Origin of the sequence: Dactylosporangium roseum (genome assembly GCF_025264685.1) — a bacterium.
Lineage (GTDB): Bacteria > Actinomycetota > Actinomycetes > Mycobacteriales > Micromonosporaceae > Dactylosporangium > Dactylosporangium roseum.
Window position 1 is genome coordinate 7,723,025 of the sequence record NZ_CP073721.1, and the last position, 15,971, is coordinate 7,738,995.

Annotated in this window: 13 protein-coding genes; 11 read left to right on the forward strand and 2 right to left on the reverse strand. The window is 66.3% G+C overall.

All coding sequences use genetic code 11. The annotated features are described in order from the left end of the window. The first annotated feature begins 193 nt into the window (after window positions 1-193). Complete coding sequence (locus tag Drose_RS36295; protein ID WP_260725717.1) at window positions 194-430, forward strand: GntR family transcriptional regulator; 237 nt, start codon at window positions 194-196, stop codon at window positions 428-430. 235 nt (window positions 431-665) lie between these two features. Here Drose_RS36295 and Drose_RS36300 read toward each other — a convergent pair whose 3' ends face one another. After that, a complete protein-coding gene (locus Drose_RS36300) occupies window positions 666-1,790 on the reverse strand; it encodes an XRE family transcriptional regulator (RefSeq protein WP_260725718.1) in 1,125 nt (374 codons plus the stop codon). After that, a complete protein-coding gene (locus tag Drose_RS36305) occupies window positions 1,787-2,476 on the reverse strand; it encodes a hypothetical protein (protein ID WP_260725719.1) in 690 nt (229 codons plus the stop codon). Before Drose_RS36305 ends, Drose_RS36300 begins: the two co-directional genes overlap by 4 nt. A gap of 791 nt (window positions 2,477-3,267) precedes the next feature. Here Drose_RS36305 and Drose_RS36310 point away from each other — a divergent pair. The 10 genes from Drose_RS36310 to dpdE all read left to right on the forward strand — a co-directional run bounded on the left by Drose_RS36310 (window position 3,268) and on the right by dpdE (window position 15,949). After that, a complete protein-coding gene (locus Drose_RS36310; protein WP_260725720.1) occupies window positions 3,268-4,560 on the forward strand; it encodes an IS4 family transposase in 1,293 nt (430 codons plus the stop codon). Between the two features lie 551 nt (window positions 4,561-5,111). Then, a complete protein-coding gene (gene queC / locus Drose_RS36315) occupies window positions 5,112-5,753 on the forward strand; it encodes a 7-cyano-7-deazaguanine synthase QueC (RefSeq protein ID WP_260725721.1) in 642 nt (213 codons plus the stop codon). A 2-nt stretch (window positions 5,754-5,755) separates the two neighbouring features. Next, entirely contained in the window at window positions 5,756-6,394 is a 639-nt protein-coding gene (queE, locus tag Drose_RS36320; RefSeq protein WP_260725722.1) for a 7-carboxy-7-deazaguanine synthase, read from the forward strand. Further along, complete coding sequence (queD, locus tag Drose_RS36325) at window positions 6,394-6,759, forward strand: 6-carboxytetrahydropterin synthase QueD (RefSeq protein WP_260725723.1); 366 nt, start codon at window positions 6,394-6,396, stop codon at window positions 6,757-6,759. The genes queE and queD overlap by 1 nt, the downstream gene beginning before the upstream one ends. Then, on the forward strand, window positions 6,756-7,577 hold the full coding sequence (folE2, locus tag Drose_RS36330; RefSeq protein ID WP_260725724.1) for a GTP cyclohydrolase FolE2: 822 nt from the start codon (window positions 6,756-6,758) through the stop codon (window positions 7,575-7,577). The genes queD and folE2 overlap by 4 nt, the downstream gene beginning before the upstream one ends. 49 nt (window positions 7,578-7,626) lie before the next feature. Further along, the gene (locus tag Drose_RS36335) at window positions 7,627-8,493 is read left to right on the forward strand and encodes a hypothetical protein (protein WP_260725725.1); all 867 of its coding nucleotides are present in this window, start codon (window positions 7,627-7,629) and stop codon (window positions 8,491-8,493) included. Next, window positions 8,490-9,623: a DGQHR domain-containing protein DpdB gene (dbpB, locus tag Drose_RS36340; RefSeq protein WP_260725726.1), complete on the forward strand. Its 1,134-nt coding sequence runs from the start codon at window positions 8,490-8,492 to the stop codon at window positions 9,621-9,623. Before Drose_RS36335 ends, dbpB (Drose_RS36340) begins: the two co-directional genes overlap by 4 nt. Beyond that, the gene (gene dpdA / locus Drose_RS36345; RefSeq protein ID WP_260725727.1) at window positions 9,620-10,858 is read left to right on the forward strand and encodes a tRNA-guanine transglycosylase DpdA; all 1,239 of its coding nucleotides are present in this window, start codon (window positions 9,620-9,622) and stop codon (window positions 10,856-10,858) included. The genes dbpB (Drose_RS36340) and dpdA overlap by 4 nt, the downstream gene beginning before the upstream one ends. Further along, a complete protein-coding gene (gene dbpB, locus Drose_RS36350) occupies window positions 10,855-12,039 on the forward strand; it encodes a DGQHR domain-containing protein DpdB (protein WP_260725728.1) in 1,185 nt (394 codons plus the stop codon). The genes dpdA and dbpB (Drose_RS36350) overlap by 4 nt, the downstream gene beginning before the upstream one ends. A 697-nt stretch (window positions 12,040-12,736) precedes the next feature. Continuing rightward, window positions 12,737-15,949: a protein DpdE gene (gene dpdE, locus Drose_RS36360; RefSeq protein ID WP_260729938.1), complete on the forward strand. Its 3,213-nt coding sequence runs from the start codon at window positions 12,737-12,739 to the stop codon at window positions 15,947-15,949. Window positions 15,950-15,971 lie beyond the last annotated feature (22 nt).

Genomic DNA, 15,971 nt, shown 5'->3' on the forward strand with positions numbered 1-15,971 from the left:
GACCGTTGACGTCAACGCCGAGCCGGCTTGTTCTGTACCGGTCGGTCCCTGATCCTGGGTGGTCTGGGCCCTGCGAGGCGGCGCTGTCCTAACAGCAGCTTTCGAGCCTACGCCTGTTCACCACGCCTGCACATGGTCCACCATGGTTCCCCCTCGGCGACTATAGGTCTCCGGCCGATGGGATGGTCGGAAGGTGATCGACCATGAAGGGCCTACCCCGCTGTACGTGCAGGTGGCAGATGCCATCCAGGCACGCATCAACGCGGGTGAACTTCTGCCGAACCGGCCGATCCCCTCGGAGAACCAGCTCGTCCAGGAATACGCCATAGCCCGAGGAACCGCCCGCAAAGCGATCCAACTCCTCCGCGAACGCGGCCTCGTAGTCACGGTCGTAGGCCGCGGCACCTACGTCGCCGCCGCCAGCGGTTAGCGTTGAAAGCTCGGGTCGTCGTCCGGTGGCGCGCAGCAGTTGGGCGGTGGCCTTGGCGCAACGACGCTGCACGGCGGGCAGGACGGTGGTGTAGACGTCCGCGGTGACCCGATGCTGGCGTGGCCGAGTTGGTGTTGCAGCGTCTTCATCAGACCCGGCGCCGACGGTGTGTGCCGAGCCGACCCTGTCTTGGCGTGCTACGTCGTATCCGTGTCTGGACGTTCGGCAGCAGCGTTCAGTTCGGCGGGTTCAGGGTGTCTGTCCAGTCGCCGAAGGGGGATTCCGTATCTGCGGCGACGACGGCTTCGAGCAGTTCGATGGGCATCGCCGAGCGCGTCACCAGCGCATCGAGGTGGATGCCCTCGGAGGCCAGCAGGCGCACCGCCTGTCGCGCGATGGACGGCGCTTCGCGCGGACCGAGATCGCCGGGTTCCGGGTAGCCCCACTCGGCGAGCAGGCTCATGCCGCGGCGGTAGGTGTGGTCGCGGTAGACGCCCATCGTGTGGCCTCGGTAGATGAGTGCCTTCAGGGACATGCCCCAATGCCGTTTGAGCTCGTGGAGGCGGTCGAAGTCGAGCCGGCCGGGCAGTTCGTCGCGCAGGCGGTTGGTCGGGGCGAGGAACTGTGAGGCGAACGTGGTGGCCTGCCGCTCAAGGATCTGGCTGCCAGGTTCGGCGTCGTGGTGCAGCAGGAGGTGGCCGAGTTCATGGGCGGCGTCCATCCTGGACCGGGCTTTGTCGTTCTTGCCGGGGCTGGCGAAGATGAACGGTCGTTGCCCGTACCAGTGGGAGAAGGCGTCGACCCGGTCGGAGGCGTCGGGCAGGGTGAGGACGATGATGCCCTGCGACTCGAGCAGCCGCGTGACGTGCGGAATCGGCCCATCACCGAGTCCGAACGCGGCACGGGCCTCGATCGCGGCGCCTTCGATGTCCGCTGTCGTGGCCGGTTCCGGCAGGTCGAGCTGCGGTAGCCGCAGCTGCGGCAGGTGAATGTAGCGCTGCAGCACGTCGATGACCCGCCATGCGATCTCACCGAAGGCGAGGGCCTGGTCGCGTTCGGCCTGTGTGGTGACTCGCAGGCTCCGGAAGTGGGCATGGCCCGGCGTTGCGGGCGTCGGGAACCCGGCGGCGAAGAACTCGACGGGCAGCGCGAGGGCGAGGGCGAGCCGGCCCAGGACGCCGGCGGAGGGCCGGGCCTGACCGAGCTCGTACTGGCTGACGGCGGCGGCCGTGACCCCGGTGTGCACCGCAAGCTGCTTCTTGGACATGCGCCGCCACCGCCGGGCCAGCGTGAGCGCGTTCGGCTGGAACGCCGCCACCGCCAATGCGGGCGTGGCGGCGCGACCCGATCCTCGGCTCATGCAGACATCGACGCGCCCGCGCTACGGCTGGCGCGGCGCAACTGCAGTTCGATGTCCGGGATCGTCAGCTCGTCGTGACGCGGCTGCGTACGCTCGGACGCCGGATCGGCTGGCCCGGTAGCGGGGCGGGCGGGCGTGCCGAACCACAGGGCCACCTCGAACCACGGTGAGCCGCCGGTGCGGTTGTCGCGGGGCAGACCGAGGTAGGCGACCGCCTCGCCGGTGTCGATATCACCGGCGTGCGCGACCCGGATGTGCCGCTTGCGGGGAACCAGCCCGGCGAACGCGTCCGGGAACTGCTCATCGTCGTCGAAGGCCAGCTGTCCGTCGGCGCTGTTCTCCACCGCCCCACCGAGACGTGCCTCGCTACCCTCCCAGCGGATCGACTCGACACTGGAGTCGGTGCCGCCCTGCAGCGAGTAGAGCCGCAGGATGTAGCCGGCGGCAAGGATCTCCAGCGAGTTGTCCTCGATCCGCGCGTCCACGCCGGGCTGACCATCGAACTGAGCGGCGCCGAGGTTGGTCAGGTTCCGCCACACGGTGGTGCCGAAGCTCATCGCGTCGTCACCCAGTGCGGGCTCGTGACGTTCCGCCGCCCGCCGGTACACCTGCCGGATGAGGTCGGCCAGCGGGGTGAGTACACCGCGCTCGTCCAGCGTGGCGATCGCGTCAGTCAACAGATCCACGCCCGAAAACCTAGCAGGGTCACCTGTTGATGTTGCGGGAATCAAGCAGGACTTGCCGGCGTGTCCTCCGAGTCTCCCGTTTCGGCGCCGCTTTCGCGTTGCGCTCGGTCGCCTGAAGCCGCGTCGCTGCACAGCATCGCGTCCTGAAAGACCAGTCGCCCTACAGGGCTTGGGACTGACGCGTCTGGGCCGGCACGACTGACCGGCGATGTGACGACTGCGCTACGCGACGCGTCATGGCGCCAGGCGCGCCTGCCAACGTCGTACACACCGGCCACCGCGTACGCAAAGCGCCCAGTCGCCGAGCCGGCCATCCAGTAGTGCCTCACCGAGCGCACAAAATTGGTCGACGCCTTGTGAGATGCAGCCGTCGTCCAACTCCCGCCCTGTAGGCTCGCTCCCGCGACCCCGTTGCGGCGCCGTGCGCCCCGTACCAAGCCAGCGGCGCAGTCCTGCCCAACCAATGGGCAACGGCGCACGGCGATCCGCTGCCGGCGAACCTGCTCTGTGACGGCGACAGCTTGGGAGCACATCAGCCGCCAACTGCCGGCTGCGACCTCGCCGCGCTCTACACAATCGGCGCGCACACTAGCCCCAATGCCGGGTAGTTAAGCCCAGCGGTGGCTGGTCAAGTGGTGTGTTGGTGTGGATGTGGGCAGCGGGACTCCGGTAGAGAGGTACGTCCGCCAAGACATGCCTTGCTGCCGGGAGTCCCGCTGTTGGTTCAGTCTGTCATTACGCGTGTGGTGCGGGTCGCGGCAGGTCCGTTCGCGCCGGGTCATCTGGGTGAGTTGACCCAGCAGGTGCCGTTCGAGATGGTCGATGCCGTACTTGCTCAGACCCGCTGCATGCAGCGGCGGGTGCGGGATCTGCCGTCGCGGGTGGTGGTGTATCTGCTGCTGGCGGGTTGTTTGTTCGCCGAGTTGGGGTATCGGCAGGTGTGGCAGCGTCTGGTCGCCGGTCTGGACGGGCTGCCGGTCGCGTACCCGAGCGAGGCCGCGTTGACCAAGGCCCGCCAGCGGGTCGGCCCGCAACCGTTGCGGGCGTTGTTCGACCTGCTGCGCGGCCCGGCGGCGGCGATGGCGGGGCCGGTGCGCTGGCGGGGGCTGCTGGTCTGCGCGATCGACGGGACCATGTTGTTCGCGGCGGACAGCGCGGCGAACCTGACCCGGTTCAGCAAGCAGCGCGGCGGGCGCACCGGCGGGTCGGGTTATCCGATGCTGCGGCTGGTGACGGTGATGGCGTGTGGCACCCGGTCGGTGATGGACGCGGTGTTCGGGGCGATCACCTGCGGCGAGACCACCTATGCCAGGGATCTGTTGGCCCGGCTGCCCGCCGGGGTGCTGCTGCTGGCCGACCGTAACTTCGCCGCCGGGCATCTGCTCAAGATCGTGACCGGCCGGCAGGCGCATCTGCTGGTGCGGGCCAAGACCGGCCGCGGCGGCCCGAAACTGTCGATGCTGCACCGTTTCCGGGACGGCTCCTACCGATCGGTGTTCGGCGGCCAGCCGGTACGGGTCATCGACGCCGAGATCAGCATCGCGACCAAGGCCGGCACGGTCACCGGTGTCTACCGGCTGATCACCACCCTGCTGGACCCGCAGGCCCATCCGGCCACCGCGATGCTGCGGCTCTACCACGAACGGTGGGAGATCGAGACCGCCTACCTGGAGATCAAGTCCAGCATCCTCGGCGGCCGGGTCCTGCGGGCCCGGACCCCGGCCGGCGTCGACCAGGAGATCCACGCCTTGCTGGTCACCTACCAGATCCTGCGCACCGCCATGACCGACGCCACCAACAGCGACACCGCAGTGGACCCTGACCGGGCCAGCTTCACCATCGCCCTGCACGCTGCCCGTGACCAGATCGTGCACGCCGCCGGGGTGATCGCCGACACCGTCATCGACCTGGTCGGCAACATCGGCCGCCTCGTCCTGAACGATCTCCTGCCCGAGCGACGGCTCCGCGTCAACGCCCGCACCGTCAAACGAGCAATCTCCAAATACAACGCCCGCGGCCCGAACATCGACCGACGCACCTACCAAGCCACCATCAGCCTCACGATCCTCGCCGAACCCCCTTGACGACCAGCCCCGACCCTTAACTACCCGGCATTGACACTAGCCCCGTCCTCGACCACGCGATCGCGGCCAGAGTAAGCCGTCGGGATCGGCGCGGCGTTCGCGATCAACGCGATGCTGCTGTTCTGTAGGGAGATCCGGATGCACAGGCGCCCAGCCGGGCGCGTCCGGACGGCTCGCTGCAATGCCCGCGCGGCACATCACGAACGTGTTCGTGGCCTCCTGCGGCTCGCCGATTCGTAGCGCACGGCCCGTGCAGCGCCACGCTCCGTGGCACCCGAAGCGGCCGGCAGGGAAGACCACGACGGGGCCGTCGACTCGGGTGGGAGCATTCGGGCGCTTCATGACACCAGTCGTGCCGTGACAGCGCGAAAACTGCAGCCGTTGCGTAACTCGATCTATCGCAGTTTTTTGGGTAATGTCACGGACGGAACCGCTCGAAACTACATACGTGTAGTTTGCGCCAGCGGGCCAGTTTTCGATCGGGGAGGGGTTGTGCGATGGGCGAACCGAAGGCAGTAGTCCTACTGAGCGGTGGGCTAGATTCGACCACTGTGTTGGCCATTGCCCGCACGGAGGGTTTCGAACTTTATGCGCTGAGCTTCCGATATGGGCAGCGCCACACGGTCGAGCTTGAAGCAGCGGCCCGCGTCGCTGCCGTCTACGGGGCCCGGCGCCACGTGATCGCCGACATTGACCTGCGGACATTCGGGGGCTCGGCGCTGACCGATGACGCCATTGCTGTGCCGCACCATGGCAGTGTCGACGAGTTGGCCTCGGACATCCCGGTCACGTACGTGCCGGCCCGGAATACGATCTTCCTCTCGTTCGCGTTGGCGTGGGCGGAAACACTCGGCGCATCGGACGTGTTCATCGGCGTCAACGCCATGGACTACAGCGGGTACCCAGACTGCCGCCCGGAATACATCGAGGCATATGAGCGGATGGCGGACCTGGCAACCAGGGCGGGAGTCGAAGGGACTCAACGACTGAAGATCCACACGCCGCTGATCGCCCTAACGAAGGCCCAGACCATCCAACGGGGTCTGGACCTCGGGGTCGACTACGCGTTGACCCACAGCTGCTACGACCCTGTCGACGGCCGTGCGTGCGGCACCTGCGATTCCTGCCTCCTGCGCGCACGCGGCTTCGCGGAACTCGGTCAGACAGACCCGGCACTCGCACCGGTCAACTAGCGGTGTACCGCGTCAAGGAGATCTTCTACACGCTGCAGGGCGAAGGCAGCCACGCTGGCCGCCCGGCAGTGTTCTGCCGGTTCACCAGCTGCAATCTGTGGACTGGGCGTGAACGCGACCGGCACCGCGCGATCTGCCAGTTCTGCGACACCGACTTCGTCGGCACGGACGGACCAGGCGGCGGACGCTTTGCCACAGCGACCGACCTTGCCGCCGCCGTGGCGAAAGCCTGGCAGGGCCTTGAGCATCCCCGCAGCCGTCGCTACGTCGTGTGCACTGGAGGGGAGCCGCTGCTGCAACTCGACAACGCGGCGGTGGATGCCCTGCATGCCGAGGGATTCGAGGTGGCCATCGAGACAAACGGCACCCGGCCGGCGCCGGACGGCATCGACTGGATCTGCGTCAGCCCTAAGGCCGGGGCCGACCTCGTCCTGACCAGCGGCGACGAGCTGAAACTCGTGTACCCGCAACCAGGGGCGATGCCGGAGCGGTTCGAGCACCTCAACTTCACTAGGTTTCTCCTGCAGCCGATGGACGGGACCGAGCGGGAAGCGAACACAGCGGCGACCGTGTCGTACTGCCTGGAGCATCCGCAGTGGCAATTGAGTCTGCAGACCCACAAGTTCCTAGGGATCGCATAGTGGAGATTTTCCGCGAGTTCACCTTCGAAGCCGCACACCGGCTGCCGCAGGTGCCGTCGGGCCACAAATGCGCCCGCCTGCATGGGCACTCCTACCGGCTCGAAGTCCACGTCCAGGGCGAGGTCAACCCGACCCCAGGCTGGGTCATGGACTTCGCAGACATCAAGGCGGCCGTCAAACCGGTGATCGATCAACTTGATCACTACTATCTGAACGAGGTGCCCGGGCTGGAGAACCCAACCAGCGAGAACCTAGCTCGCTGGACCTGGAACGAGCTGACCAAGGCCGACAAGCCGTTGCCGCTGTCGGCGATCGTGGTGCGGGAGACATGCACCTCGGGTTGCGTCTACCGGGGCGAGTCATGAGCCTTATCGACGTCCAAGCGCTGCCTGACACCCGCGGCGTCGGACTCGACGAGGTAGGTGTCGACGGGCTGCGTTATCCGGTGTTGGTCTGCGACGGACACGGCAACAAACGCGACACCGTCGCGACGATGACCATGTCGGTCGATGTTGCCAGAGAGGTCAAGGGCGCGCACCTGAGCCGGTTCGTTGAAGTGCTACATGCGTGGCGTGATCAACTGAGCGCCGCCAGCCTGGTGCTGATGACCGACGACCTGCGCCACCGGATGGGTAGTGGCCGGGCCACTGTCGCGACTGCATTCGTCTACTTCCTGGAGCGGCGTGCACCGGCGACCGGGGCGGTCTCGTTCATGGACTACCCGTGCACGGTCACCGCGACGGTCGGCCCGGACGGAAGCGTGGTGCGGCTGCGGGTTGAGGTGGCGGTGACCAGCGTGTGCCCGTGCAGCAAAGCAATCAGCGACCGTGGCGCCCACAACCAACGCGGCCGGGTCATTGTCGACGTTGAACTCGCCGATCCTGATGACGGCCTGTGGTTCGACGAACTCGTTGACATCGCGGAACGGTCCGCGTCCTCGCCGCTGTACGCGCTGCTGAAGCGGCCCGACGAGCGGCACGTCACGATGGCCGCCTATGACAACCCAGTATTCGTGGAAGACATGGCCCGCAACGTGGCGGTCGCCCTGCGCCATGACCGCCGAGTGGTGCGGGGCAGCGTCCGGGTCGTCAACGACGAGAGCATCCACAACCACGCCGCGTACGCGCAGGTCTCTTGGTCCTGTGCGGATCAGGGAGGTGACGATGCCGAAGCCCGTCACTGACCGGCCGTTGCACATCGTAGTGACTTGCAGCAACCGCAAGCGGCACGCTGTGCCAGCGCAGCTTCGCCTCGGCGACCTCACCCACCGGCGACCGGCCGCCCGGTTCGCCGCTTGGACCGCTAGGTTAGGTAATGGCGTCCACCCCCATTACCGAGCCGTCGACCTGTACGCCGGGGAGCACTGGCAGGTCGCCAGGACCTTTACCACCGACACGCCTGCGGCCAAGAAAGCAATGCTGTGGATCGCGTCAGCCGGCTATGGCCTTATCCCGGCCGACACGGCAATCTGCGCCTACAGTGCCACGTTCTCCGCAGCCGCCCGCGACACGGTCGGCGCGAGCCTCGCCGAGGTCGCCGACTGGTGGCAACGGCTCGGCGACTGGCCCGGCCCCGAACCGGACCGACCGCGCACCCTCACCGACCTCGCCCGCCGCGGGCCAGACGCGACGATCGTGGCCGTGCTGTCTGAGGCATACCAACGCGCATGTGGCGACGACCTACTCTCCGCCGCGACCATCCTCGGCACCGACGCGCTGTCGGTCGTTGGGCCACCCGACGCCCACCCTCAGTTGGCCGACGTGTTGGTGCCGGTCACCGCCACGATGCGGCACACCGTCGGCGGAAGCCTGCAGGCGCTCAACGTCCGCGCCGCCAAATACCTGCTCGAGCACACTGCCGACAGCAGCCGGGCGGCACTGCGGGAAGCCGCGTGTGCCGCCGTGCCGGCGAACCCGCCCGTGCCCCGCAAAGCGGGGCAGCGGATGTCCGACGCCGAGGTCCGCGCCTACATTCGGGCGCAGCCGTCCACCAGCGCTACCCAGTCGTTGCGCCAACTGCGCGATACCGGCCGCTCATGTGAGCAGGGACGCTTCGGGCGCCTGCACGCCGAGATACGTGAGCAGGTGCACCGACCATGACCGAAAATACCGACCTGGTGCGCCGTGCCCTCAAGCTTGTACAGACCAACAGCCACCCCCTATACCTGTTTACGCTGACCGCTGCAGAAGTGCTTCAGATAGCCGACGTGTCGCGCGTTAGCCGCGACGAGGCCGGCACGCTCATCGGATACCAGCGCCCCGAGGTGCAAAGCCACGTTCAGGACATCGTCGACTACCTCGACAGCGATCCGGTGATTTTCCCCAACGCGATCATCATGGCGTTGTCATCGACCGTGAAGTTCGTCGCCGGCCGCGGCCCCAAGACCACCGACGGACTCGCCACCATTGGCACCCTCACACTGCCACTGCCGACCGGCGGTCAACCGAGACCCGCGTGGATCGTCGATGGTCAGCAACGTGCCGTGGCACTGTCCCGCGCCAGGCGCACAGACCTCCCGGTCCCGATCACCGCGTTCGTTGCCGATGCGGTCAGTCTGCAGCGCGATCAGTTCCTGCGTGTCAACAACACCAAGCCCCTGCCACGGAGCCTTGTCACCGAGTTGCTACCGGAGGTCGACAGCCCGCTGCCGACGCATTTGACCGTCCGCAAGGCCCCATCGTTTCTGTGCGATCGCCTCAACAACGATCCGGACTCGCCGTTCTACCGCATGATCAAACGCGCGTCGACCAGCAAGAAGGACGCCGCCCGCGCGGTGATCGCGGACAACAGCGTCGTGCAGATGCTTCAGGAGAGCTACACCTCGCCTGCAGGCTGCCTCTACCCATACCGCAACCTCAGCACTGGCGACACCGACATCGACGGCATCCACCACGCCCTGTGCGTGTATTGGAGCGCGATACGTGACGCGTTCCCGGATGCCTGGGGCAAGTCCGCTATCGACAGCCGCCTCATGCACGGCGCCGGAATTCGGGCAATGGGCCGCCTCATGGACCGTGTCCTCGGCACCATAGATGTCCACCAACCGGAAGCGACCGCTGAAATTCGCAAGCACCTCGACCTGGTCGCCCCGCACTGCCGTTGGACGTCGGGTACATGGGAGGAGAGCGGCCTGCGCTGGGACGCGGTCGAAAACGTCCACGGGCACATCCAGAAACTGTCGAACTACCTCATCCGTGTCTACCTCACCGCAAGGGCCAACATCCGATGAGGTTCTTCTTTCCCGACAGCCAAGACCAAGTCGACCCCGGCTTCGACTTCCTCACCGAGGAGCGCGACCCATACCGGGTCCGACAACGCGATGACCTCTACGCCCACGAGGTCCTTGACCCGCCCCCGTTTCACGGGCTGCTCGTCTCGAAAGCGATCGTCGACGGCCGCTCCGACGGCAGCGCCGGCAAGTACAGCACGCCGCAACGTCACCGCCTGTACCGCGAGGGGGCCGAACGGTTCTTCCGCCTGGACCACGCCAGTGGACCGTTGAAGATCATGGGTGACTGCGGGGCCTTCTCCTACGTCAACGACGTCTACCCACCCTACACAGTTGATGAAGTGATCGACTTCTACGACGGGTGCGGCTTTGACTACGGCATCGCGGTCGATCACGTCATCTTCCAGTACGAGCCCCAGACAAACCGCGACGATGAGCGCGCGACCGAATGGGTGCGACGCCAGGACATCACACTCACACTGGCCAACGACTTCTGGAAACGCTGCAACGACCGGCGCGTCACCTTCGAGCCGCTCGGCGTCGCTCAGGGATGGAGCCCGCAGTCCTACGCCGATTCAGTCTCCACCCTGCAGCGCATCGGCTACCGCCGGATCGCCATGGGTGGCATGGTCCCGCTCAAAACCCGCGAAATCCTCGCCTGCCTCCGCGCGGTCGACGACGTCCGCGACAACGGCACCCAACTCCATCTACTCGGGATCAGTCGCTGCGATGATATCCCCACCTTCGCCAGCCACGGCGTCACCAGCTTCGACAGCACCTCACCGTTCCGGCAGGCGTTCAAAGACGACCGCGACAACTACTACACCGCCAACAGCACCTACGTCGCACTACGGGTGCCACAGGTCGAGGGCAACGTCAAACTCCGCAAACGCATCAGTTCCGGCGAGATCGACCAGAAGCGCGCCCTCACGCTTGAGCGGTCGGCGCTGCGCCTGCTCCGAGAGTATGACGCGGGCACGGCGTCGCTGGAGGACACGCTGCAAGCCCTGCAGGACTACAGCGATGTGTGGGATGGCAAGACCGACCGCGGCGATGCCTACCGTCGCACGCTTCACGACCGGCCATGGCGGGATTGCCAGTGCGAAATATGCCGCGCCCTCGGCATCCAGATCATCGTCTTCAGAGGCACCGAACGAAACAAGCGGCGTGGTTTTCATAACCTGTACGTCTTCAGACAGCGGCTGCGCGCTCAACTGGGAGAGGACCAAACGTGACCCGGGCACAGGCCACACCGGCAAAGACCAGACGGCAGCAAGCGCTACGACTGCCAGCGCTTGAGATCCGCCAGGGCCCGAACCGGCGCATCTATACCTTCGCCATCGACGGCAAACATGTCGGCGACATCGCCGCCGTCGCTCGCATCCGCCGCGATAACCAGACCCGCCTGCACGGCTACCAACGCCCGGAAAGTCTCGCGCACGTCGCCGCGATCCGCCGTTACCTCGACACCGACCCAAGCCCATTGCTGCCCAACGCTGTCGTCATCGCCTTCGACGAACGCGTCCGCTTCCAAGCCGACAAGAACACCGGCGAAGGACCCGCGTTCGTTCGGCCCGGCACGCTGATCATCCCCGTGGTCGACGAAGACGACCCAGACAAGCCTGGGTTTATCGTTGATGGACAGCAGCGTAGCGCGGCCATCCGCGACGCCAAGCTCGAAGAATTCCCAATCTGCGTCACCGCATTCATCGCAGACACCCACGCCGACCAGCGCTCGCAGTTCATCTTGGTCAACTCGACCAAGGCCCTGCCCAAGGGTCTCATCCACGAACTGCTGCCCGAGGCGTCCGGGGCACTGCCGGCGCCGTTGATGGTGCGCCAGTTGCCGGCCACCCTCGTCGAACGTCTGAACTTTTCCAAGACCTCGCCGCTGCACCGAATGATCCAAACTCCAACCAATCCGAACGGGCTCGTCAAGGACAACTCGGTGCTGCGAATGTTGGAGAACAGCCTCAGCGACGGGGCGCTCTATCCTTACCGTGGTGACAACGCCGGCCCGAACTTCGGCTGCATGATTGCGGTCCTGGATAACTTCTGGACGGCAGTCGCCGAAGTGTTCCCCGATGCCTGGAACAAGCCTCCCCGCCGATCCCGACTCATGCACGGGGCCGGTATTATCAGCATGGGCTACCTCATGGACGCCATCGCCCACCAACGCGCAACCGCCGACGAGATCGTCGAGGTATCGGAGTTCGCGGCTGACCTGAAGGCGATCGCCGACGACTGCCACTGGACCGAAGGCGTGTGGCCGTTCGACGACGGCGACCGGGCGTGGAATGATCTCCAGAATACGACGCGTGACATTCAACGACTGACTGACTACCTGCTTGCCAAGTACCGCAGCGTTACAAGCTCGAAGCGTCACAACAGCCGACGCGCAAGGCGGACGACCTAGGAAGTTGAGGTGAGCGGCGGTGCCCGCCGCATTGGGATCGGCCTGATCATGGGCCTCGTTGCCGGCTCGTTCGGAGAGCAAAGCATGCTATGCCTGGGTGGCCTGCAGGCATGACCCGACGGTGCATGCTCAGTTGTCCTTCACGTCAAGCACCGGCCGCGTCCGATGATCGTTTGACTGTGTACGGACTTTCCCTCCTGCACGGCAGGTCGGAACGGATCGGGGCGTTCTCGAGAGAACCTTTCCGGTGGGTGGTCAGGCTGGCACTTCCTGTTCTGCGTCAAGGACAACCAACCGGGTCTGTTCGCCGCCCTCGTGCCCTGCCCTGGCGGGAGGTGCCGATCACCCACACCACGACCAGCCGGGGACACGGCCGGATCGAAACCCGCACCCTGCAGGTCGGTCAGGCTGGTGCGAAGGGGCCAACTGTGGTAGATACTGGTCGCCGTCGCGAGGTGCCAGTTGCCGATGCGTGCGATGAAGCGCCCACAGCCAGGCCGGATGGCTGGGCGCCAGTCGCATTCACTTCCGCAGCCACAGCGGGCATTTCGGGTATTTCTCGTGATCTTAGCGTGACGGTTGCCTCTCGCCACTGATTGTCGGACCTTGATGGCAGGATGTAGTCCGAGGCGTTGGGCAAGGGAGCGCAAGATCGGAGGATTCGGTGGGTCAGGTCCGGTCCAGTCGCGCCTCCGCGGTGGGGTGGCACGCGTGGTCCGATGATCGGGGCTGGGGCAAGATCGGCGCTGTCGAAGGACAGCGGATTCGCGTCGACTTTTTCGAGTCACCCGCCCGCCCATGCGCTGAGTCAACATGGGTGGCGCTGGACCGCCTCAAGATCGCTACATTGCCGAAGCAGACTCGGGTCTATTGGGAAGAAGCAGGTCAGTGGTATGCCGGGCAGGTGATCGCCGGCGATGCCGAGAACGGTTATGCGGTTCAAAAGCCGAATGCTTACTATCATCAGCGTGTTTCGAGCCTCGAACTCTGGGTGCGTTGGTCGCGGCCGGTAGAGGATCCGGTACAGGTTCTGCTGGCTGGTGCCAGCGAAACTCCGTACTTCGCCGAGGCGCGGCTGCCGTTCCTTCGGACCATCGTCTCCCAGCGTGCGGCCTGCTGCAGTGTGCCGGCAATCTTTTCGAGCGCGGTGGAACTTTACCCGCATCAACTGCGGGCCGTGCTGCGGGTGTTGCGCGATCCCATTCAGCGGTATCTGTTGGCCGACGAAGTCGGCCTTGGCAAGACCATCGAGGCGGGATTGGTGGTGCGGCAGGTGTTGCTCGACAACTCTAACGCCGCGATCACATTCATCATCCCCGACGCCCTTCGCCGGCAGTGGCGCGAAGAACTTCGGGAAAAGTTCTTCATCGACGACTTCCCCAAGGCCCACATCCGCATCGTCGCGCACGAGGAGCCGCAGCGGTGGCGCGGGGAACCGACACCTGATCTTGTCGTGGTGGACGAGGCCCATCGGCTCGTGGCGGCCGATACACCGGATCCCTCGCGGTCGCTGCTGGCTGAGGTCTGCCACGCGAGCCCGCGGTTGCTGCTGTTGTCGGCGACACCCGTGCTGCACCACGAACAGGCCATGCTTGGCCTGCTTCACCTGCTCGACCCGGTGGTGTATCGCCAAGAGGATCTTGAGGGGCTTACCGCGCGGGTCCGGGCGCGCCACGAAATCGCGATGGCCTTCTACGCCCTCGACCCGACTTTTCCCGAACTCGTCGCGCTGCATCTCGTAGCCGTTCGGGCGGCGTTCCCAGCCGATGCGCAACTGCAACTCCTAGCCGACGCCGCCGAGTCTGCCGCAGACGCCGAGTCGGACGCGCTGCCGGCAGCGCTGGAGCGGCTGCGTGGCTACGTCAACGAAACCTACCGGCTGCACCGTCGAGTCATTCGACACCGTCGCGATCGTGTGCTAGGCGCGCCCGGCTGCGGCCCGGGCAGTCCAGCCTTTGAAGTGACCGGCCGGCGCGCTCCTGCACTGCTTGAGATGAACAACCCACGGAGCGACACTGGCGAGCAACTGCTCGAGCGATGGCGGCAGAGCGTCCGGGACCGTCTGGTGGAGACGGGTGCCGAGCGTGAGATATGGGCCGCCTACGCCGCAGTGCACGCAATTTTGATGGAGCGATCCAGGGACCTCGCCGACGGTCTGCGGTCGGCAATGCGGTTCCGCCTGGGCGAGGACGCCCCAGCTGCACAGGCCGGCCTCGACCGACGCGAGGCGGCCCTGCTGCGGGGGTGCCCGGCTTTGGGCGCTGACGAGGACCTGCGGCAGGCACTCGACGAATCCAGCGACCCGGATGATCCGGTACACGAGGCGGCCCGGTTGATCGGGACACTGTGCCGCATACACCGCAGGCTCGTCGTCTTTGCCGGCACCACGCCCGCCGGGCGCCGTCTCGTCGACACTCTGCGCGCCGCCGAGTCCGGCGTCGACGTTGTGGCACATCTGCAAGGCGATGATCTAGCCCAGGTTGAGCACGGTGTGCGGCGGTGGCTGGCCGGCCAGGCCAGGGTTCTGGTCTGCGACCGCAGCGGTGAGGAGGGTCGCAACTTCCAGACAGCCGACGCCGTCGTGCATGCTCACCTTCCTTGGTCGGTGAACCGGTTGGAGCAGCGTCTCGGCCGTGTTGACCGCCACGGCGACAACGATCCGGCCGCCCAGTACGTACTCGCGTCCTCCCTGGAGGGCTCCGCCGCAGGCGCCTGGCTGACCGCGTTGTGCGACGGGTTCGGCGTGTTCCGGGCATCATTGTCGATGCTGCAATACGCGGTCGATGAGGTAACACCAGACTTACTCATGGAGCTGCTACGCCGGGGCGCGCAGGGGCTGCTGGAAGGCACCGACGCCATCAAGACCGGCCTGGAGAAGCGGCGCAAAGAGATCGCCGCGGAGGACCTCCTCGAGGCCACCTTCACCGGTGAACACGACCGGGTCGCGGTGTTTGAACCACTGGATGCGATCGAATCGCGATGGAGGGACCTGGGGCGGGCCGTCGATGACCTGGCGTGCGACGCCAAAGGATCGTGGCAGATGCAGCGCAGGACGACGGCCGGCGACCGAGCGACCCGACGCTATGTTCCCGGCAGCCGGGCCCTGCTGCCCGCCTATTTGCTGGCGCAGGCGGGGCCAGGCACATGGAATACGCCAGGGTGCTTCAACCGCACTGCGGCGCTGCGCAGGCCGGGCACCCGTGTGCTGCGCCTGGGTGCCCCCTTCATCGATACCCTTTGGCGGTGGGCGCAGCAGGACGAGCGCGGGCAGGCGTCGGCACTTTGGCGGTTGGCCAGGACCGTCGAGGGCGACCAGGTCTTCGTCGGGTTTGAGTTCGTCGTGGAAGCCGACATCGACCATGTTCGCACCACCTTCCCGGAATTGCCCCACGAGGCATTGCGCCGTCGGCTCGACGGCTGGTTCGCGCCGTTTACTGAGACGGTCTGGCTCGACCTGTGGGCAGGAGATGCTCCCGGCCCCGAACACCGACCGCTCCTAGCGTTTTCCTACGATCCGGGCCAGCGCGATGTTCATCTCAACCCGGACCGCTTTCCTGTCCTGCATGGCCTCTTCGGCGGTGCCTACGCCTTCCGTGAGGCGGTGCTGCGGGCGCAACGGGAGGCCCCGAAGCATCTGCGGCAAATGCGTCGCCTTGAGCAGCGCTCGGTTGCCGCCGAAGCTGCGGTGGCGACCGACCTCGCGCGTGAGGAGCAGCAGGCGAAGGCTCGCCGCCAGGCTGGCGCCCATCTCGGCCCCGAATCAGACGGCGCCGATGCCGTCGGCGTGGCGGCGGCACTGCGCCAGGCTTGCCGGATGCCAGCAACGCGGCTGGTCGCGGTGTCGTGCACCGTGCTCAGCGATCGGCCCTTTGCATCGGCGGCAGGGGAGTTCGGTGTTGATTCACACTGAGGCATGGCAGTGCGTGGAGGCT